Source organism: Methylobacillus sp. DLP286 (genome assembly GCF_056636515.1).
In genome coordinates, this window is the sequence record NZ_CM153145.1 from 1,306,002 (window position 1) to 1,326,176 (window position 20,175).

The 20,175-nt window shown below is 59.6% G+C and carries 20 protein-coding genes; 14 read left to right on the forward strand and 6 right to left on the reverse strand.

From position 1 onward, the window contains the following. The first annotated feature begins 90 nt into the window (after positions 1 to 90). The 8 genes from ACWXTG_RS06265 to ACWXTG_RS06300 all read left to right on the forward strand — a co-directional run bounded on the left by ACWXTG_RS06265 (position 91) and on the right by ACWXTG_RS06300 (position 9,270). Entirely contained in the window at positions 91 to 1,968 is a 1,878-nt protein-coding gene (locus tag ACWXTG_RS06265; RefSeq protein WP_480221077.1) for a potassium transporter Kup, read from the forward strand. A 100-nt stretch (positions 1,969 to 2,068) separates the two neighbouring features. Then, positions 2,069 to 2,911, forward strand: a complete 843-nt coding sequence (locus ACWXTG_RS06270; RefSeq protein ID WP_407996967.1) for a M48 family metallopeptidase — start codon at positions 2,069 to 2,071, stop codon at positions 2,909 to 2,911. Between the two features lie 88 nt (positions 2,912 to 2,999). Further along, positions 3,000 to 3,824: a 2,3,4,5-tetrahydropyridine-2,6-dicarboxylate N-succinyltransferase gene (gene dapD, locus ACWXTG_RS06275; protein WP_287111087.1), complete on the forward strand. Its 825-nt coding sequence runs from the start codon at positions 3,000 to 3,002 to the stop codon at positions 3,822 to 3,824. Positions 3,825 to 4,348: 524 nt separating this feature from the next. Then, complete coding sequence (locus ACWXTG_RS06280) at positions 4,349 to 6,484, forward strand: putative bifunctional diguanylate cyclase/phosphodiesterase (protein WP_480221078.1); 2,136 nt, start codon at positions 4,349 to 4,351, stop codon at positions 6,482 to 6,484. A 40-nt stretch (positions 6,485 to 6,524) separates the two neighbouring features. Next, positions 6,525 to 6,875: an ArsC family reductase gene (locus tag ACWXTG_RS06285; RefSeq protein ID WP_480221079.1), complete on the forward strand. Its 351-nt coding sequence runs from the start codon at positions 6,525 to 6,527 to the stop codon at positions 6,873 to 6,875. Continuing rightward, positions 6,872 to 7,999: a succinyl-diaminopimelate desuccinylase gene (gene dapE / locus ACWXTG_RS06290; protein WP_480221080.1), complete on the forward strand. Its 1,128-nt coding sequence runs from the start codon at positions 6,872 to 6,874 to the stop codon at positions 7,997 to 7,999. Before ACWXTG_RS06285 ends, dapE begins: the two co-directional genes overlap by 4 nt. Then, positions 7,996 to 8,895 carry a 50S ribosomal protein L3 N(5)-glutamine methyltransferase gene (gene prmB, locus ACWXTG_RS06295; protein ID WP_480221081.1) on the forward strand — a complete coding sequence of 300 codons (900 nt, stop codon included), beginning with the start codon at positions 7,996 to 7,998 and terminating at the stop codon, positions 8,893 to 8,895. The genes dapE and prmB overlap by 4 nt, the downstream gene beginning before the upstream one ends. 12 nt (positions 8,896 to 8,907) lie before the next feature. Continuing rightward, positions 8,908 to 9,270 (forward strand): YidH family protein, encoded by a 363-nt coding sequence (locus tag ACWXTG_RS06300; protein ID WP_309566762.1) that lies wholly within the window; start codon positions 8,908 to 8,910, stop codon positions 9,268 to 9,270. Between the two features lie 21 nt (positions 9,271 to 9,291). On the opposite strand, the gene ACWXTG_RS06305 is transcribed toward ACWXTG_RS06300, so the two are convergent. The 6 genes from ACWXTG_RS06305 to ACWXTG_RS06330 all read right to left on the reverse strand — a co-directional run bounded on the left by ACWXTG_RS06305 (position 9,292) and on the right by ACWXTG_RS06330 (position 14,155). Then, complete coding sequence (locus tag ACWXTG_RS06305) at positions 9,292 to 10,458, reverse strand: pseudouridine synthase (protein ID WP_480221082.1); 1,167 nt, start codon at positions 10,456 to 10,458, stop codon at positions 9,292 to 9,294. Between the two features lie 69 nt (positions 10,459 to 10,527). Beyond that, entirely contained in the window at positions 10,528 to 11,082 is a 555-nt protein-coding gene (gene scpB / locus ACWXTG_RS06310) for an SMC-Scp complex subunit ScpB (RefSeq protein WP_407993799.1), read from the reverse strand. Between the two features lie 3 nt (positions 11,083 to 11,085). Continuing rightward, a complete protein-coding gene (locus tag ACWXTG_RS06315) occupies positions 11,086 to 11,886 on the reverse strand; it encodes a segregation and condensation protein A (RefSeq protein ID WP_480221083.1) in 801 nt (266 codons plus the stop codon). A 131-nt stretch (positions 11,887 to 12,017) separates the two neighbouring features. After that, positions 12,018 to 12,659, reverse strand: coding sequence for a site-2 protease family protein (locus tag ACWXTG_RS06320; protein WP_309566851.1), 642 nt, complete (start codon positions 12,657 to 12,659; stop codon positions 12,018 to 12,020). Then, entirely contained in the window at positions 12,659 to 13,288 is a 630-nt protein-coding gene (locus ACWXTG_RS06325; protein ID WP_309566758.1) for an L-threonylcarbamoyladenylate synthase, read from the reverse strand. Before ACWXTG_RS06325 ends, ACWXTG_RS06320 begins: the two co-directional genes overlap by 1 nt. Positions 13,289 to 13,300: 12 nt before the next feature. Beyond that, positions 13,301 to 14,155, reverse strand: coding sequence for a 3',5'-nucleoside bisphosphate phosphatase (locus ACWXTG_RS06330; protein ID WP_480221084.1), 855 nt, complete (start codon positions 14,153 to 14,155; stop codon positions 13,301 to 13,303). A 110-nt stretch (positions 14,156 to 14,265) separates the two neighbouring features. On the opposite strand from ACWXTG_RS06330, the gene ACWXTG_RS06335 reads away from it, so the two are divergent. The 6 genes from ACWXTG_RS06335 to ACWXTG_RS06360 all read left to right on the forward strand — a co-directional run bounded on the left by ACWXTG_RS06335 (position 14,266) and on the right by ACWXTG_RS06360 (position 20,085). Continuing rightward, complete coding sequence (locus tag ACWXTG_RS06335; RefSeq protein ID WP_480221085.1) at positions 14,266 to 14,805, forward strand: septation protein A; 540 nt, start codon at positions 14,266 to 14,268, stop codon at positions 14,803 to 14,805. Continuing rightward, positions 14,805 to 15,107: a YciI family protein gene (locus ACWXTG_RS06340; protein WP_480221086.1), complete on the forward strand. Its 303-nt coding sequence runs from the start codon at positions 14,805 to 14,807 to the stop codon at positions 15,105 to 15,107. Before ACWXTG_RS06335 ends, ACWXTG_RS06340 begins: the two co-directional genes overlap by 1 nt. Next, positions 15,104 to 15,382 carry a BolA family protein gene (locus ACWXTG_RS06345; RefSeq protein WP_480221087.1) on the forward strand — a complete coding sequence of 93 codons (279 nt, stop codon included), beginning with the start codon at positions 15,104 to 15,106 and terminating at the stop codon, positions 15,380 to 15,382. Before ACWXTG_RS06340 ends, ACWXTG_RS06345 begins: the two co-directional genes overlap by 4 nt. A gap of 21 nt (positions 15,383 to 15,403) precedes the next feature. Beyond that, positions 15,404 to 16,255, forward strand: a complete 852-nt coding sequence (locus ACWXTG_RS06350) for a peptidylprolyl isomerase (RefSeq protein ID WP_480221088.1) — start codon at positions 15,404 to 15,406, stop codon at positions 16,253 to 16,255. Positions 16,256 to 16,345: 90 nt separating this feature from the next. Then, complete coding sequence (locus ACWXTG_RS06355; RefSeq protein WP_480221089.1) at positions 16,346 to 18,100, forward strand: M61 family metallopeptidase; 1,755 nt, start codon at positions 16,346 to 16,348, stop codon at positions 18,098 to 18,100. 47 nt (positions 18,101 to 18,147) lie between these two features. After that, positions 18,148 to 20,085 (forward strand): FTR1 family protein, encoded by a 1,938-nt coding sequence (locus ACWXTG_RS06360; protein WP_480221090.1) that lies wholly within the window; start codon positions 18,148 to 18,150, stop codon positions 20,083 to 20,085. Positions 20,086 to 20,175 lie beyond the last annotated feature (90 nt).

The window sequence follows — 20,175 nt, forward strand, 5'->3', positions numbered from 1 at the left end:
AATTTATCGCCAAACCAGCGCGATCGCATGCGCTATCTAAGCATTTGCAAGCGGCGTAGAATGGCGGCAATTTTTCACTGAGCCTGCCATATGCAATCCTCTGGCACCACCAAGCCGGCCCTCCCGCTCCTGGCCCTTGCGGCACTCGGCGTGGTATTCGGCGACATCGGCACTAGCCCGCTCTACACCATGAAGGAAGTGTTTGCCGTGAGCCCGCACCCGGTGCCGCTCACACACGACAACGTCTTCGGCATCCTGGCCTTGATCCTCTGGTCATTCATCATGGTGGTATCGGTGAAATACACCGTGTTCATGATGCGCGCCGACAATAACGGCGAAGGCGGCATCATGGCGCTGCTTGCGCTGGCAAGCCGCAATATCAAGGGCGAGCGCAAGCGCCTGGTGATATATGCCGGCATCGTCGGCGCCTGCATGTTCTACGCGGACGGCATGATCACGCCCGCAATCTCGGTGCTGTCGGCGGTGGAAGGCGTGGAGGTGGCCGCACCGGCGCTGGACCAATTCATCGTGCCCGTTACCCTGGCGGTGCTGTTCGCCCTGTTCTGGCTGCAAAGCAAGGGCACGGCGGTGGCAGGCGCGCTGTTCGGGCCGGTGATGCTGCTGTGGTTCGGCACTTTAGCCGCGCTTGGCGTCGTCAATATCCTGCATGAGCCCAGGGTGCTGGAAGCGCTGAATCCGCTCTACGCCATCCAGTTCTTCATCAACGCGCCCTGGATCGCCTTCGTTGCGCTAGGTTCCGTGGTGCTCGCCGTCACCGGAGTGGAAGCGCTCTATGCCGACATGGGACATTTCGGCCCCAGGCCGATCCGCTACGCATGGTTCGGCTTTGTCCTGCCCGCCTTGATATTGAACTACTTCGGTCAGGGAGCCCTGGTGCTGCATGATGCAGAAGCGATCAAGAACCCCTTTTACCTCATGGCCCCGCAATGGATGCTGTACCCGCTGATCGGCCTAGCGACGCTCGCCACCGTGATCGCCTCGCAAGCCGTGATCTCGGGCGCATTCTCGATCTCGGCCCAGGCATTGCAGCTTGGCTACCTGCCGCGCATGCGCATCCTGCATACTTCCGAGCGGCAAAAAGGCCAGATCTACATGCCTTACATCAACTGGAGCCTGATGATCGCCGTCATGGCGCTGGTGGTCGGCTTCGGCTCATCGGGCGACCTGGCCGCGGCCTACGGCATTGCCGTCACCGGCAACATGCTGTTCACCACCCTGCTGGCCGGCATCGTGTTCCACGGCATCTGGCGCTGGAGCTGGCCGCGCACCCTGGCGTTGGTCGGCCTGTTCCTCGTCATCGACCTCGCGTTCTTCAGCGCCAATATCCTGAAGATTCCCGATGGCGGCTGGGCGCCCATCCTGATCGGGATCGTTATCTTCACGCTGATGACCACCTGGAAGCGCGGGCGCGGCCTGCTGCTCGAACGCCTGCGCAACGAGTCCATGCTGCTGGAACCCTTCGTTGACGCCATCGGCGCCCATCCGCCGCAGCGCGTGCAGGGCACCGGCATCTTCATGACGCCCAACCCTCACGGCGTCCCGCATGCCATGCTGCACAACCTCAAGCACAACAAGATACTGCATGAGCGCAATATCCTGCTGACGGTCAATTTTGCCGACGTCCCCTACATTGCAAAGCGCAGCCGGCTGGGTCTGGAGGAATTGCGCCATGGCTTCTACCGCATCACGGTGAACTACGGCTTCAAGGACGACCCGGACCTGCCTCGCGACCTGGAGCTGACCAAACAGCTGGGCCTGGAGCTGGACACCATGGACACCTCGTTCTTCATCGGCAAGGAAACCCTGTTTGCCAGCCGCTCTTCCGGCATGGCTTACTGGAGGAACAAGCTGTTTGTCGGCATGTTCCGCAATGCGGATAGCATCACCAATCAATTCAAGCTGCCGCCAAACCGGGTGATTGAACTGGGCGCGCAAGTCACGATATAGGCTAGGATGGATTGTCGGCTCAGCATGGCACGGTCTAAAATACGGTATCGATTAACGCCATCAAGCCGCTATTCATCAAATCGCTTATAAGGTTGTAAACATGAATTCCATCAGACTGATATTGATTGCGCTGGCACTAGCCCAGCTTACGAGCTGCACCACCGTCAGCACGACCAGCAGCGGCAATGTGGGCGTCGACCGCAAGCAATACGTCGGACTCGTTACCGAACAGGAGGCGGTGGAGCAGTCGGCCCTCGCCTACCAGCAAACCGTCAAGGACGCGCAATCCAAGAAACTCCTGAATACGGACAGCGCCGAGACCAAGCGCGTCCGCAATATCGCCGACAAGCTGATTGCGCATGTCGGCGTATTCCGCCCGGATGCCCCGAACTGGAAATGGGAAGTCAACGTGCAGGAAAGCAAGGAAATCAACGCCTATTGCATGGCGGGCGGCAAGATCATGGTCTATACCGGGCTGATCGACCAGATCAAGCCCACCGATGACGAGCTCGCCGCCGTGATGGGCCATGAAATCGCCCATGCGCTGCGCGAGCACGTGCGCGAGCGCATGTCACGCGCCAAGGCCCAGCAATACGGCCTGCTGGGCTTGGCAGCAGTCGTCGGCCTCAGCACCAAGAATGCCGACAACGCAGTCCAGGCCCTCGCGGTTGGCGGCACTGTCGCCGCGGTCGCCCTGACGCTGCCCAACAGTCGCACCGCGGAGCACGAAGCCGATCAAATCGGTCTCGAGCTTGCTGCCCGCGCGGGCTACAACCCGAATGCCGCCTTGAGCCTCTGGCAGAAAATGAGCGCGGTAGGCGGCGAGAAACCGCCCGAAATCCTCAGCACCCACCCCTCGGACGAATCACGCATGGCGGACATCAAGCGCCTGATCCCTTCCGTGATGCCGCTGTACGAACAGGCAAAGAAGCAAGGTAAATAAGGCAATTCAAATGCTTGCCAAGCCTAACCATGGGGCCGTTTTCAGGTAAAATAGCGGTTTTATCTGAAGCGATCCCTAGGAATCTTAGATGAGCAATTTGCAAACCATTATCGAAGACGCGTTCGAGCGTCGTGCCGAGATTACCCCATCCACTGCCAGCGCAGAAATCAAGGATGCCGTGTTCAGCGTGCTTGCCGACCTCGATAGCGGCAAACTGCGCGTGGCAGAACGCACCGACGGGCAGAACTGGGTTACCCATCAATGGATCAAGAAGGCAGTATTGCTCTCCTTCCGCCTTGAAGACAACGTCCTGCTCGACGACGGCGTCACCAAGTATTTCGACAAGGTTCCCCCCAAGTTCGCCAATTACACTGAAGCCGATTTCAAGGCCGGCGGCTTCCGCGTGGTGCCCAACGCCATCGTGCGCCGTGGCTCGTTCATTGCCAAGAATGCCGTCCTGATGCCTTCCTACGTCAATATCGGCGCTTACGTCGGCGAAGGCACCATGGTGGACACCTGGGCCACTGTCGGCTCCTGCGCCCAGATCGGCAAGAACGTACACCTCTCCGGGGGCGTAGGCATTGGCGGCGTGCTGGAGCCTGTACAGGCCGGCCCCACCATCATCGGCGACAACTGCTTCATCGGCGCGCGCTCCGAAGTGGTCGAAGGCGTCATCGTCGAAGACAACTGCGTGATTTCCATGGGCGTCTACATCGGCCAGAGCACCAAGATCTACGACCGCGAAACCGGCGAAGTGACCTATGGCCGCGTACCGTCAGGCTCTGTCGTCGTATCGGGCAACCTGCCTTCCAAGGACGGCAGCTACAGCCTCTACTGCGCCGTCATCGTCAAGAAAGTCGATGAAAAGACCTTGGGTAAAGTGGGCATCAACGAACTCTTGCGTGGTATTTAACAAAGAGAATTGAGTCTGCGTTCCCAAGGTCTTTCGGTGTAGGCTAACCCGGACATTGTCCGGGCTAAGGCAAAGCCGGGCCGGAGCCAAAAAACGCTTGGCAAGGTTGGCATTAACGAGCTGCTGCGCGGTATTTAATCACAGTCGAACCAAGCGTTTTTCGGTGAAGGCTAACTTGGGCATCTGCCCAAGTTAAGGCGCAAGCCGTGCCGGAGCCAAAAGTTTCGGTATTAAAGTGGGCATCAACGAACTATTGCGTGGCATCTAAGCCAAACCCTCGGTCGAAGCTGTCAATATTCTGACACTGGCGTCGAAGCTCCAACAAAAACCTGCCACTGGCAGGTTTTTTATTGTTTTCCATCCAGCGTCACCTTCAAAGAATAAAAAAATAAGACCCTGTTTTATATAAAAAATACAAGAAAATCATTCCAGCACCCCATCCCCTGTCCCGTTTTTTCCTGACGGCATAAAAGTTGCCATATTGATATCGAATCCACATTTTTTTGCAGGATATAAGGATAACCATGACAGGCGATTACGATTACAAACTGGTGCTGCTCTCGATTGTGATTGCATTCATCTCATCGATGGCTGCGTTCATGTTCACCAATCGTGTTGTCCGCAATCAAGGCCGATCCGCCAAGGCGTGGATGGGATTGGGAGCCGTCGCCATGGGCTCGGGCATCTGGGCCATGCACTTCATCAGCATACTCGCATGGTCCCTGCCTACTCCGATGGAGTCCATGCTCGACGACACCGTATTGTCCTGGCTGATTGCCGTCAGCGTCTCATGGCTCACGCTGGATATCGCCAGCAGGCCCGGCCTCAAGCTGCAGATGCTGATTGTTGCCGGAGTGGTGATGGGGCTGGGCATCAGCGGCATGCACTACACCGGCATGCATGCCATGCAGATGTATCCCGAGATCACCTACAATAAGACATTGCTGGCATTATCCGTCAGCATTGCCATCGCCATCTCGATACTGGCCCTGGCCCGCATGTTTCATGACCACCAATCCAGGAAGTCCAGCCTCAGCTCGCAGCTTTACGCTGCCACGATAATGACGGGCGGTATTGCCTGCACTCACTTTACCGCGATGGCTGCAGTCGAGATTCCGCCTCACGTTGTCTTGACCGCGGCATCCACATCGCAGCCCGGCTTGTTTTCGGTGATTATCGCACTGGGTATCTGTACCTTGATCATGCTTGCCGCCATCCTGACCATCGTGGATTCGCGCCACCGCGACAAGGGCAATTGGTTGCATGCAGACACGCAGGACAAGCTCAGCCGCATGAGCATGCTGGATAACCTGACCCAGCTCCCTAACCACCGCTATTTCCAACATCACCTGAGTATTGGTGTCCGCCGCACTGCAAGGCTCGGCACGGCACTGGCCGTCGCCATCATCAAGCTCGACAACCTGAAGCTGATCAAACAGGAATTAGGCCAGCATATCAGCGATGAAATCCTGCGCTCGGCGGCAAAGCGCATCCAGGACACCATTCGCGGTTGCGACATGGCGGCTTACAACGGATCGGAAGAGTTTCTCGTCCTCTTCGAGGACATCAAGCACGAACATGACATCATGCCCGTCATGGAAAGAATCATGCAGTCGCTGAACGCCACATTCCGCATCGACCGCCATGACGTCACGCTGGAAGCCAGGGCAGGCGTATCCTTGTATCCCAAGCATGGCGATGCCGAGCGCCTGCTGACCTATGCCGAGGCTGCCATGCACCGCGTGCAACCCAAGGACAACCATGGTTTCCGCCTGTTTGACGACCGGCTGGAACCCTCTTCCTTCGACCTGCTGGAAACCCGGCAGGAGCTGCGCCACGCGATCGAGAATGGGGAAATGGTGCTCTACTTCGAACCGCGCATGGACATCATCGGCAACACCATCACCGGGCTGGAAATACAACCCCGCTGGCTGCATCCGACCAAAGGCGCCATCCCTGCCGCCACCTTCGCTCCCATGGCGGAAAACATCGGCCTGATCGATGACATCAATGCCTGGGTGCTGGAACAAAGCTACCGCGTCGTAAATACATTGCGCCAGCAGCGCATCCATGTGCCGGTCTACCTGCCGCTCACTTCCATGCAATTGCGTTTTCCCGATATTCAGCGACAGGTCGCGGCCAAGCTGAGCCACTTCAGGCTGCCGGCCGACGCGTTGATCCTGGAAGTGGCGGAGTCGGATTTCATGCAACAGCCGGAGCATTACACCGACCTGCTCAAACAGCTGCCGGCCATCAGCCTCAAGATCAGCCTGGAAAATTTCGGCACGCGCTTTTCTAGCCTGCCCTACATACAGCACCTGGGCCTGAAAGCGCTCAAGCTGGACCGCAGCTTTACCCATGCACTCATCAGCAACCAGAAAACCCGTGCCATTGCCGGCGCGATCATTGAGTTGGCGCATACCCAGAACCTCAAGGTGGCGGCGGAACAGGTAAGCAACGAGGACGAGCGCAATGCGCTGCTGTCCTTGGAATGCAACGAAATCCAAGGATTTTTCTGTGCCAACTCCGTGCATCAGGCCCAGTTGATCGAGTTCCTGATGTCCAGCAAGTTCGCATCGCGACCGGATAAAACTTCGCCTGAAGAAATCGCGTGGTCCGCATATGCGGTCACAGCCGACGGCCTCACTCCAGCGCGCTAGTGTAAAATGCAGGGATCCATAGTCATCAAGATGCATATACATGAAGCTCTACGGTATCCCCAACTGCAATACGGTGAAGAAAGCGCGCACCTGGCTGGACGAGCACGGCGTTGCTTACGAATTCCATGATTTCAAGAAATCCGGCATCAGTGAAGAAACGCTCAAGCACTGGCTCAGCCAGGTAGAGTGGGAAAAACTGGTGAACCGGGCAGGCATGACCTGGCGTGGTTTGAGCGAGGCGGAAAAGGCGGCGGTTACCGACGACGCTTCCGCCATCCGGCTCATGCAGGAAAAGACTTCCGTCATCAAGCGTCCGGTGCTGGTCAAGGACGAACAGGTGCTCAGCTTAGGCTTCACCGAGGCAGCTTATGCCAAGCTGTTCAATGCATGAGCAGGACGCTGGAGCTAGCCAAGGACCTGATTGCCCGCCAATCCGTCACTCCCAACGACGAAGGCTGCCAGGCGCTGCTGATCTCCCGCCTGGAGCCGTTGGGCTTCACCGTTGAACGCCTGCGCTTCGGCGATGTGGACAATTTCTACGCACGTCGCGGCAATACCGGCCCGTTGCTGGTGTTTGCCGGACATACGGATGTCGTCCCTACAGGCCCGGTAGAGCAATGGCATACCCCGCCGTTCGAACCCACCGTCAAGGACGGCATGTTGTACGGCCGGGGCGCTGCCGACATGAAGACCTCGCTGGCGGCCTTCATCACCGCAATCGAAGCCTTTGTCACAGACCATCCCGACCACCCCGGCTCAATCGGCCTCATCATCACCTCGGATGAAGAAGGCGTGGCAGTCAACGGCACCGTCAAGGTGGTCGACACCCTCAAGGCGCGCAACGAGCTGATCGATTACTGTATCGTCGGCGAGCCGACCTCCAGCAAGGTCGGCGGCGACATGATCAAGAACGGCCGCCGCGGTTCGCTCTCTGGCAGGCTGACCGTCAAGGGGATACAAGGCCATATCGCCTATCCCCACCTGGTGAAGAACCCGATCCATATGGCTGCGCCTGCGATCAAGGAGCTGGCCGACACCGTATGGGATGAAGGCAACGAATACTTCCCGCCTACCTCCTGGCAGATATCCAACATCCATGGCGGCACCGGCGCCACCAATGTCGTGCCCGGCGAAGTCGATATCCTGTTCAACTTCAGGTTCTCCACCGCGAGCACCGCCGAAAACCTCAAGCAGCGCGTCCATGCCATCCTAGACAGCCACCAGCTGGACTACGACCTCGCCTGGGAGCTCTCCGGCAAACCGTTCCTGACGCCCAAGGGCTCTCTGGTCACCGCCATTTCGTCCGCGATTGAACAGGCATTCGGCGTCACCCCCGAGCTTTCCACCAGCGGCGGCACCTCCGACGGCCGCTTCATTGCCGACATTGCCGCCCAAATCGTCGAATTCGGCCCGCTCAACGCGACCATCCACAAACTCAACGAATGCGTTGCCGTCGCGGACATAGAACCCCTGCAGCATGCATACAAGCTCACCCTGGAAGCGCTATTGAAATGATGAGATTCCCCGGCATTACTGAAGAACTCCACACCATTCGCGACTGGCTGCGTTTCGCCGTCAGCCGCTTCGAAGAATCCAGCATCTTTTTCGGCCACGGCACCGACAATGCCTATGACGAAGCCGTATGGCTGATCCTGTCGTCACTGCACCTGCCGCACGACACCCTGGACAACTTCCTGGATGCGCGCCTGCTGCCGCCGGAACGCACCCGCCTGAAAGAGCTGATCCACCGCCGCATCACCGACCGCACCCCGACCGCCTACCTGGTCAACGAGGCATGGCTCAAGGGCTTCAAGTTCTACGTGGACGAACGCGTCATCGTACCGCGCTCCTTCATTGCCGAACTGCTGGAGGACAGCCTCAACCCCTGGGTCGAATATCCGGAAATGGTGGAAAGCGCCGCTGACATCTGTACCGGTAGCGGCTGTCTTGGCGTGCTGCTCGCGAATGCCTTCCCCAACGCCCAGATCGACGTCGTGGACATCTCCCCCGACGCGCTGGCGGTGGCGAACATCAATATCCGCAACTACGGCCTGGAAGACCAGATCAGCGCCGTGGAGTCCGATATGTTCAGCAACCTGCAAGGCAAGACTTACGACCTCATCATCAGCAATCCGCCCTATGTGGACGCGCCATCCATGGAACTGTTGCCGCAGGAATACCGCAACGAGCCGCAGATCGCGCTGGGCAGCGGCGCCGCGGGGCTGGACCACACCCAAACCCTGCTGCATGAAGCCAAGAAGCACCTGAACGACAACGGCCTGCTGGTAGTGGAAATCGGCCACAACCGCGACGCATTGCTGGAGGCGTATCCCCATTTGCCGTTTACCTGGCTGGAGGTGGACTCGGGCAACGAATTCGTCTTCCTGCTGACCAAAGAACAATTGCCTTAAACAGGATAATCCGTGTCAGACCCAAGAGTATTCTTCGCTGCCGAACGCACCCTGCTGGCATGGCTGCGTTCCGGCCTTACGCTCATGGCGCTTGGGTTCGTCGTGGCGCGCTTCGGCCTGTTCCTCACCCTGCTGGCGCCCGGCCAGGTGGAACACCTCAATTCGCACCGCTGGCTCTCTGACCTGCTCGGCCTGCTGCTCGTCCTCAGCGGCGCGGCCGTGATTCTCTGCGCGCAGTACAACCATCGCCGCTACGTCCAAACATTGCCGCCCGAGGATGTCCCTCAGCTGGCCTTGCCCTGGCTATCCTCGGTATTGGCCATTGCAGTGGCGTTGGCCGGCAGCTTGCTTGCTGTCGACTTGCTGCTGTTCTAAGAGCTTGTTCACAACTTTGCCCTAGCGCTTCGCGCGCTTGCCTGCGGGCTGCTTTGCCGGCGCGATATCTGCAGCCTGCCGAATACGGCGGTTTGCCGGTTTGCGCGCAGGCTTGGCAGCCTGTTTAGGCTGCCTTGCAGGACGTTGCGCTTCCTCAGGCTCGACGTCGCCATGCCGGGAACGCGACCTGCGGACTGGTTGCTGCTTTTCCAGTTCCTGCCGTATTCCCTCTTCACGCGTCTTGGTTACGCGCCTTGGTCCCCTGCTTTCCAAGCCGGCTTCTGGATCGAACCGCGACCTTCTCGCTTTGGGGGTAAATACCTTGCCCAGCTTTTCCTTCTCACGCGGAGTAAGCTGGCGCGCAGGCCCCTTGGGCACCGCCAGCTCGGCCCACTCCATCAGCCCGGTAACTTCCTTGACGCCCAGGTGCAGCATCTGCCCGCGCTTGAGGCGGGGTGGCAGGTTGACCGGGCCGAAGCGCACGCGGATCAGGCGGCTCACGGGTTTCTGGAACGCCTCGAACAGGCGGCGCACCTCGCGGTTGCGGCCCTCGCGCAGGATCACCTCGTACCAGTGGTTGGCGCCCTCGCCGCCCTGCGGGCGGATGCTATCGAAATTGGCCGGGCCGTCGTCCAGCTCGATGCCGTAGGTGAGCTGCGCCATCTCGCCGTCAGTGAGTTCGCCGAAAATACGCACGGCGTACTCGCGCTCCACTTCGTAGCGCGGATGCATGAAGCGATTCGCCAGCTCGCCGGAGGTGGTAAAGATCAGTAGCCCCGACGTGTTCATGTCCAGACGGCCGATCGCGATCCACTTGCCGTTGCGGATGCGCGGCAATTTGTCGAACACGGTAGCCCGATTTTCCGGGTCGTCCTGGCTCACGATTTCGCCCTCCGGCTTGTGGTACAGCAGCACTTGCGGCAACTCCGGCTCGAACGGCAGGTGCAGCGGGCGACTGTCCATGCGCACCACGTCGCTGGGCACCACGCTGGCCCCTACTTCCGCGGTCTTGCCATTGATGGTGATGCGGCCGCTCGCAATCAAGGTTTCCATCTCGCGGCGCGAGCCGAATCCCGCCAGAGCCAGGAGCTTGTGCAGCCTTTGCGGCACGGCATTGGGATCTGCCGCTGCAGGCTTGGCAGGAGAGGTATTGCGGGGATTGCGTTGTTGCTTGAACGGGCGTGCCATGGAATCGACCTTGAGAGTATTGCGCGTATTATAAGCCAGAGCGCGTTCATTCCGCCGCCCTGGCGCAGATTATCCGATATCGAGCGGAATTTCCTGCTGGGTGAAATGCTGGATGGGCGGCAATTCGGACAAGGAGCGCAAGCCAAGATCATCGAGGAAAGTCTTGGTGGTCGCATAGAGCGAAGGCCGCCCCGGCACGTCGCGCTGCCCGACGACATCGATCCAGTTGCGCTCGAGGAACTGGCGCATGATATTGGGGTTGACCGCCACGCCGCGGATTTCCTCGATATCGCCGCGCGTGACCGGCTGGCGGTAGGCGATGATCGCCAACGTTTCAAGGGCGGCGCGCGAATAGCGCATCGGCCGCTCGGGATTGAGGCGGGCGATAAAGGGGGCAAGGTCGGCGCGCGCCTGGAAGCGCCAGCCGCTCGCCACCTGCACCAGCTCCATGCTGCGGCCCTGCCACTCCTGGCGCAACTCGTCGAGCAGCATGCGCAAGGTGGCGCGCTCCATGCGGCCTTCGAACGGGCGCAACAACATGTCCAGCGACAGCGGTTCCCCCGCCGTCAGCAACACGGCCTCGAGCACCTGCTTCATTTCGCTGATGTTTTGCGATGCGCTCATGGCTTAGTTGACGCTCGCCAGCGGCATGTCTGCCGCCTGCAGGTAAATCGGGCTGAAGGGTTCCTGCTGGGTGATGCGTACCAGGCCCTCGCGCGCCAGCTCGAGTATGGCAAGGAAATACACCACCAGCGTGGGCAGGCCTTCGTTTTCTATATCGAACAAGGCAGTGAACTCCACCAGCGATTCCTGCTGCAGGCGGCGCAATACCAGGCTCATGTGCTCGCGCACCGAAAGCTCGGCACGACCGACCTTGTGGTGCTGGAAATGGCTCGCGCGCTTGAGCACCGACTGCCAGGCGGCCATCAGCTCGTCGAAGCTGACCTCGGGCCAGGCCGTCTCGGCAATATGTTCGTAATAGGCGCGCGCCACCTGGATTTCCTGGCCGGCCACCGGTATGGCGTCCAGGCGTTCCGCCGCCAGCTTGATCGCCTCATATTCCATCAGGCGCCGCACCAGCTCGGCGCGCGGGTCTTCTTCCTGCTCTATGCTTTCCGGCTTGGGCAGCAGCATGCGCGACTTGATCTCGATCAGCATGGCCGACATGAGTAAATATTCCGCCGCCAGCTCGAGCTTGCTCTCGCGCATTTTCTCGACATATTCCATGTATTGGCGGGTCAGTTGCGCCATGGGGATATCGAGGATATCGAGGTTGTGCTTGCGGATCAGGTACAGCAGCAGGTCCAGCGGGCCCTCGAAGGCCTCGAGGTAGACTTCGAGCGCATCCGGCGGGATATAGAGATCCTGCGGGATGGCGTCCAGTTGTTCGCCATAGATGCGGACATCGAATGCAAGTTGCGTCACCATTGTTCACACTGCCCTCAATGGGCAGGCAGCTCGCAGGCAAGCCGTGGAGTCAGGCCAGCACCAGAGCGCAATCCGCATCGCCATACAGCCTCCTTGGTGATTATTGGTCTGCTGATTCCTGGTTTGATAGTTCAGCTGAAAATACCGGCAAACATTGCCAGCAAGAGCATGATGAAGGGCATCATGATCTTGGACAGGATGCCAGTGAACATCAATACCAGCAGAATGATAAAGCCGTAGCGCTCGACCTGGGCAAATTTATACGCCATCTGGTTGGGCATCAGGCTGACCGCAATCCGGCCGCCGTCCAATGGCGGCAACGGCAGCAGGTTGAGCACCATCAGCACCACGTTGACCAGGATGCCGGCCTGCCCCATCAGGCTGAGCGGCATGGCAAAGTCGCCCGACAAGGTGGTGGCAAACTTGTAGACCATCGCCCAGAAAATCGCCATGAGGAAATTCGACGCAGGGCCTGCAGCAGCCACCCAGCGCATATCCTGCTTAGGGTTGCGCAGGCGCGCATAATCGACAGGCACCGGCTTGGCCCAGCCGAACAGGAAGCCGGTGCCGGAAAGTACCAGCAATGCCGGAACCAGTATGGTGCCTATCGGGTCGATGTGCTTGATGGGGTTGAGCGTAATCCGGCCCATACTTTCCGCCGTGGTGTCGCCGAAATAGCGGGCGATGTAGCCATGCGCCGCCTCATGCACGGTAATCGCGAAAATCACCGGCAAGGCGTAGATGGCGATTTTCTGGATCAAGGTGAGCTCCATCATGCCTCCAATCCGAACGGCGCGGGATCGCCCGCACCCAGGCGGATCAGGCTGGGGCTTTCCGCCGTGAGGTCGATCACCGTGGTCGGGTCGATCGAACATGCGCCGGCATCGATCACCAGTTCCACCTGGTGCTCCAGCTGGTCGCGGATTTCCCATGCTTCGTTGAGGGGCGCGTCGTCTCCGGGCAGTTGCAGCGTCATGCTCAACATCGGTTCGTTCAGCTCTTCCAGCAATGCCAGGGTGACGGCATGCTGCGGCACCCGCAGGCCCACGGTGCTGCGCTTGGGATGCTGCAAGCGGCGCGGCACTTCGCGCGTGGCCTTGAGGATGAAGGTATATTGCCCCGGCGTATTGGCTTTCAATAACCGGAACTGGCTGTTGTCCACCTGGGCATAGGTGGAAAGTTCGGCCAGGTTTCGGCAGACCAGCGTGAAATGATGGCTGTCGTCCACGCCGCGGATGGCGCGGATGCGGTCCTGCGCGTCCTTGTTGCCCAGCATGCAGCCAAGCGCATAGCTGGAATCCGTGGGATAGGCGATCACGCCGCCATCGCGCAGGATGGCAACCGCCTGGTTGATCAGACGCGTCTGAGGGTTTTCAGGATGAATAACAAAATATTGCGCCAACTTGACTCTACCTTAACTGTTAAGCGATCGGGTTTCCGGCCAATCCTGCCAGACCGGGATGCAGCCGCGCGGCAAATCCGGCAGCCGGCCCATTTCAATATAGCCATGGCCCGGGCCGTGGTAATCGGAACCCATGGAGGACTTGAGGCCGAACATATGCGCAAGCTTCGCGTACTCCTGGAACTGGTCCGCGGTATGGCTGCCGGTGACAACCTCGATCGCCTCGCCGCCCAGGTTGCGGAACTCCTCCAACAATAACAGCATATTGCTTCGCCCGATATCGTAGCGGCCGGGATGTGCGAGCACCGCCATGCCGCCGCTGCCGTTGATCCAGGCGACGACCTCCTCCAGCGTGGCCCAGTGATGCTCGAAATAGCCTGGCTTGCCCTTGACCAAGTAGCGCTTGAATATGCTCTTCATATTGGAGGCGTATCCTTGCTCGATCAGGTAACGCGCAAAATGCGCGCGTCCGATGATGCCTTGTCCGGCATGGGCGTAGGCGCCCTCCAGGCTGCCGCTGATGCCGAATTTCTCCAGGCTGGCGGCAATGCCTTCCGCGCGTACATGGCGTCCTGCGCGGATTTTTTCAAGCCCGTCGCGCAACGGGGCATAGTCCGGATCCACCCTCAAACCCACGACATGGATGGTGCGCCTGCGCCAGGTGACGGAAATTTCCACCCCGTTGATGAACTGCATGCCGTGCTCGGCTGCCACCTTGGCCGCAATTGCGAGACCCGAAGTATCGTCATGATCCGTCAGGGATAATACCTTCACGCCCTGCTCCGCGGCATGCGCCACCAGCGCCTCCGGCGCGAGCAATCCATCAGAAACCGTGGAGTGACTATGCAAGTCGATAAGGGATGGCATGGAGGCGGGTTGGCAGTACAGCTTGTTAGTCTTGCCGAATCATAGCAAAATACCGCATCAACTTAAAACCTAATCCCGATGCACCCTAGCGCACGGCCTGCGGACGACACATGAAGTTTCTTTACGATCTATTCCCGGTTATTCTTTTTTTCATCGTTTACAAGCTGTTCGGCATTTACGAAGCCACTGCCGCTGCGATTGTCGCCACCATCGCCCAGATCGTCTGGGCCAAGGCCAGGACCGGCAAGGTGGACAATGCGCTGATCATGAGCGGCGTCATCATCGTGGTGTTTGGCGGCGCCACCCTGTGGCTGCACGATGAAAGCTTCATCAAATGGAAGCCCACCATCCTCTATTGGGTATTTACCGTCGGCCTGCTGGGCAGCCAGTGGCTGTTCAAACGCAACCTGATCCGCAGCTTCATGGAAAAGCAGATTGCCATGCCGGACCCGATCTGGAGCCGCCTCAACCTGGCATGGGCGATGTTCTTCCTGCTGCTGGGCTTCCTCAACCTGTATGTCGCCTTCAACTATTCCACCGACCTCTGGGTGGATTTCAAGCTGTTTGGCACCATGGGCCTGATGTTCGTGTTCGTGATCGGCCAGACCTTGCTGCTCAACAAGCACATCACCGAACAGGATAAAAAATAATGTGGTATGCCATCATCGCGGAAGACGTCCCCGACAGCCTGGAAAAGCGTCTGGCCGCCCGCCCTCCCCACCTTGAGCGCCTGAAGGCCTTGCAGGATGCGGGCCGCCTCTTGCTAGCCGGCCCCTTCCCTGCGATCGACAGCAATGATCCGGGCCCGGCCGGCTTCACTGGCAGCCTGATCGTGGCGGAGTTCGACAGCCTGGAGGCGGCACAGGCATGGGCCAATGACGACCCGTTCGTGAACGCAGGCGTTTATTCGGCTGTCACAGTCAAACCTTTCCGCAAGACATTGCCAGCATGACCCTGACAGAAGAAATCCGCAGCAGACTCTCGATACTGGAACCCACCGCGCTGGAGATCCGTGACGACAGCGCCCTGCACAAGGGCCACGCCGGCAACAACGGCGGCGGGCATTTCTTCGTGACCATTGCCAGCGCTCAATTTTCCGGCAAGTCCCAGGTCATGCGGCATCGCCAGGTTTATGCAATACTGGGCGACCTGATCCCACAGAAAATACATGCGCTCAGCATCCAGGCGATTGCGGCAGATGAACCTCCTATTGTCACAATTGACTGATACGTTAGCACGCTCAACTTTATGACATCCATTTTAACCAGCCAAGGAATTCTCATGAAACTCACTACCAGCGCCCTGATTGCCACGGTTGCCTTCGGTATCCTGCAACCCGCTTTTGCTGCTGGCGCCAACGGCAGCGTTGCCACCGTCAACGGCAAGCCGATCAAGCAATCCCTGTACGATTACATTGCCAAGGAAGCCTCTTCCCGCGGTCAGAATGTGGACGACAACGTCAAGAACGTCATCATCAACAAGCTGATCGGCAGTGAACTGATCTACCAGGAAGCACAGCGCACTGGCCTGGACAAGCAGCCTGACTACCTTGCCAAGGAAGAGCTGACCCGCCGCGAACTGCTGGTCAACACCTTCCTGCAGGACTACATCAAGAAGCATCCCGTGAGCGAGGCCGACACCAAGCTGGCATACGAGAAATACAAGCAGGAGCTGGGCGACAAGGAATACAGCGCGCGCCACATTCTGGTGCCGACCGAGGCCGAAGCCAAGGACATCATCGCCCAGCTCGGCAAGGGCGGTGATTTCGCCAAGCTGGCCAAGGAAAAATCCAAGGACCCCGGCTCACAGGAAAAAGGCGGCGACCTGGGCTGGTTCGCACCGGCCGGCATGGTGAAGCCGTTCAGCGATGCCGTCGCCAAGCTGCAAAAGGGCAAGTACACCACCGCGCCGGTGCAGACCCAGTTCGGCTGGCACGTGATCAAGCTGGAAGACACCCGCACCACGCAACCGCCTTCCTACGATGACGTGAAGGAAGGCCTGCAAAAGCAGCTGCAACAGCGCAACCTGGAAAAACTGCTGACCGACCTGCGCAGCAAGGCCAAGATTGAGGCTCCCGCCGGCGCCACTGTCGCCAAGTAATCCTTAAGCAACACTCTGCTTGACACGGAAAAGCCCGCCCGGCGGCGGGCTTTTTTCATATTGATACTGACCTGATCGAGCTTACTGCCAATGAAGCCACACAATATCCACTATGACGTGCGTTTCGATACGCCGCAAAGCCACTTGTTCGAGCTGGAATGCCGCATCGCCCACCCGGCAGCCGAAGGCCAGCGCCTGTCGTTGCCGGCCTGGCTACCCGGCAGCTACCTGGTCAGAGATTTCGCGCGCCACATCGTCAGTATCAATGCAAGCAGCGATGGGCAAGAAGTCGAGCTGCGCAAAGTCGACAAAAGCACCTGGGTCGCAGCGCCTTGCAAGCACCCGCTCGTCATCCGCTACCAGGTGTACGCCTACGACCTCTCGGTACGCACCGCCTACCTCGACCACACCCGCGCCTACTTCAACGGCAGCAGCCTGTTCCTGCAAGTAGCCGGGCAAGAGCAGGAACATTGCAGTGTCGAAATCCACCATCCGGGCAAGGCCTATGCAGGCTGGACCATCGCCACCACGCTGCCGGCCCACAAAACTAGCTCGAACGGCTTCGGCCTCTACGAGGCGAGCGACTACCAGGCCTTGATCGACTACCCGGTCGAGATCGGCACCTTGGCGATTGCGGAGTTCAAGGCCATGGGCGTGCCGCACCGCCTGGTCGTCTCGGGCAGGCACGAAGCAGACCTCAAAGCCATCAGCCGCGACCTGAAGAAAATCTGCGAACACCATATCCGCTTTTTCGGCGAGGCCCCGTTCAAGCGCTACGACTTCCTGCTTTATGCCGCAGCCGACAACCAGTACGGCGGCCTGGAGCATAGCGACTCCACCAGCCTGATCTGCCCGCGCAGCTGGCTGCCGGTAAAGCATGAACAGCACGACCGGCAGCAATACCAGGACTTTCTCGGCCTGTGCAGCCATGAGTATTTCCATGCCTGGCACGTCAAGCGCATCCGCCCCAGCGCCTTTGCCAACCTGGACCTCAGCCGCGAGGCCTACACGCGCCTATTGTGGGTGTTTGAGGGCTTCACCGCCTATTACGACACCTTGGCGCTGGTGCGCAGCGGCCTCATGAGCGAGCAGGAATACCTCGCCGCGTTGAGCAAGGACCTCACGCGCTACCTGCGCACGCCGGGGCGCCGAGTACAGTCGCTGGAGGAGTCCAGCTTCGACACCTGGATCAAGCTCTACAAACCCGATGAAAACACGCCCAACAGCCAGGTCAGCTATTACCTCAAGGGCTCGCTGGTCGCCTTGGCGATAGACCTCAGCCTGCGGCTCAAGGGGCGCTCGCTCGACGACGTCATGCTGGCGCTCTGGAAAAACTTCAAACACGACATGCTCGTAGATGAAGGCAGCATGCAGGAATTGATCAGGGAAACCTGCGGCGACAGGCTCGCCTCGCTGTTCCGCGACTGCGTGCAAGGCTGCGAAGACCCGCCGCTGGAAAAGCTGCTGTCGAAATTTGGCATCCGCTATACAGCTCCCAAAACCGGCGATGCCGACCTGGTACGCCAATGGCTGGGCCTGCAGCTCGCGAACGACGACACCCGCATCAGCCATGTCTTCAGCGGCAGCGCGGCTGAACAGGCAGGGCTGGCAGCAGGCGACGTGCTCGTCGCGCAAGACAAGCTGAAGGCCAGCGCCAAGGGCCTCAAGCAGCAGCTCAAGCGCGGGCGTAAACAAATCAACCTGCATTTCTTCCGGCGCGACGAACTCATGACTGCCGTCATCAAGCCACGCGACCATGCGCTCGCCAACGTCACGCTCGCCGTGGGCGACAAACGCAAACCGGAACAGGATCAACTGCGCCAGGACTGGCTTGCCATAAGTTGATAAAATACGACATTACCCGCACCTGCATTAAAACAAGGTTATATCTCATGATGCCCATTGTCCTGTCCCGCCTGTTGCCCCCCTTGCACATGCTTGTGATCGGCAGCTTGATCTGGCTGGCCAGCTATCACCCTGCATTCGCCGTCACCAATGAAGAAAAAGCGCAGACTGCGGTGCATATGCTGGATTACGTCAGCGTGGACTACCCCGAGTTCGTGCAGGGCGGCGAGGTGCTCAACCCCGAGGAATATGAAGAACAGCTCGAGTTCGCCACCCAGTCCGCCAACTTGATTTCGGAACTGCCTGCCGTTACCCAGCAGGCGGAATTGCTCAAGCAGGCGGCAAAGCTGCGCGAGCAGATTCTGGCAAAAGCGGAAGGCGAAGCCGTATCGGCAACTGCCAACAACCTGCGCCTTGCCGTGATTCAGGCGTACAAGATCACCGTCGCGCCCAAGGACATTCCCGACCTCAACCGCGGCGCGCAATTGTTCGGCGAAACCTGCGCCGCCTGCCACGGCGTCACCGGCCACGGGGATGGCCCGCTGGCAAAGGGGCTGGAACCAGAGCCCAGCAATTTCCACGACCAGGACCGCATGCGCATGCGCAGCATCTACGGCCTGTACAACACCATCACCCTGGGAGTGAACGGCACCCCCATGCAATCCTATGCGCAGCTGCCCGAGGCCGACCGCTGGAGCCTGGCATTCTATGTGAGCATCTTGCGCGCCACCGACGAGCAGAAGGCCGCTGGCGAGCAATCATGGCAACAGGGCCGCGGCAAGACGGAACTGGGCAGCCTGAAGCAACTGGTGATGCAGGCCCCTGCCGAGCTTGAGCAGGCCGGCCTCAGCGACGTGCAAACCTACCTTGCCGCACAGCCGTCCGCGTTGCAGGCGGTTGCCGGCAATCCGCTCAACATTTCGCGCAGCAAGCTGGAGGCCGCGCTGGCAGCCTATCGCGATGGCGACTATGCCAATGCGCGCCAGCATGCCATCAGCGCCTACCTCGAAGGTTTCGAGTTGGTGGAAAACAGCCTGGACAACATCGACAAGCCGCTCCGCCTCGATATCGAGCGCCACATGATGGATCTGCGCAGCGCCATCGCGCGCAATGCCGGCGCTGATGAAGTCGAAGCGCAAATCGATCGGATCAACGACCTGCTCGACGAAGCCGATGAAAGGCTGGGGTCCGGCAGCCTGACCGGCGTGACCGCGTTCGTCAGCTCGCTATTGATCCTGTTGCGCGAAGGGCTGGAAGCCATCCTGATCCTCGCCGCATTGAGCGCCTTCATCAGCAAGACCGGCAGGCGTGATGCCCTGCCCTACTTCCACCTCGGCTGGATCTTCGCCGTCGTGCTGGGCGGCGTCACCTGGTTCGTCGCCAGCTACCTGCTCACCATCTCCGGCGCTGGCCGCGAGATGACAGAGGGCGTCACCGCGCTGGTTGCCGCCGCCATGCTGCTGTACGTGGGCTACTGGCTGCACAGCAAGTCGCACGCCCACGCCTGGCAGCAATTCATCAGCCACCACGTGACCGCCGCGCTCAACAAGCGCACCTGGTGGGCCATTGCCGGGGTGTCGTTCCTCGCGGTATACCGTGAGCTGTTCGAGGTCATCCTGTTCTACCAGGCGCTTTGGGCGCAGGCAGGAGCGGAGGGCCAGGGCGCAGTGGTCGGCGGCATTGTAGCGGCCGCCGTCCTGCTGGCGATCATCTCATGGGCGATCCTCAAATTCAGCGTCCGCCTGCCGCTGGGCAAGTTCTTTGCCGCCACGGCAGGCCTGCTGGCCTTGCTGGCCGTCGTGTTTGCAGGCAATGGCATCGCAGCGTTGCAGGAGGCAGGCGTCATTGCCGCAGACCGCATCCACTTCTTCAGCCTGCCGCTGCTGGGCATATACCCCACCATCCAGACACTGACCGCGCAAGGCATAGTGCTGGCGCTCATCGTCGCCGGCACGCTGCTCAGCCGGCAGCAGGAAAAGCATTAAACGCAAAAAAAAGCCTGGCATGATGCCAGGCTTTTTTGTCTGCTCGACAAGATCAGCCGGTTGCTCCCGGACTGATCGACGCAATGAACA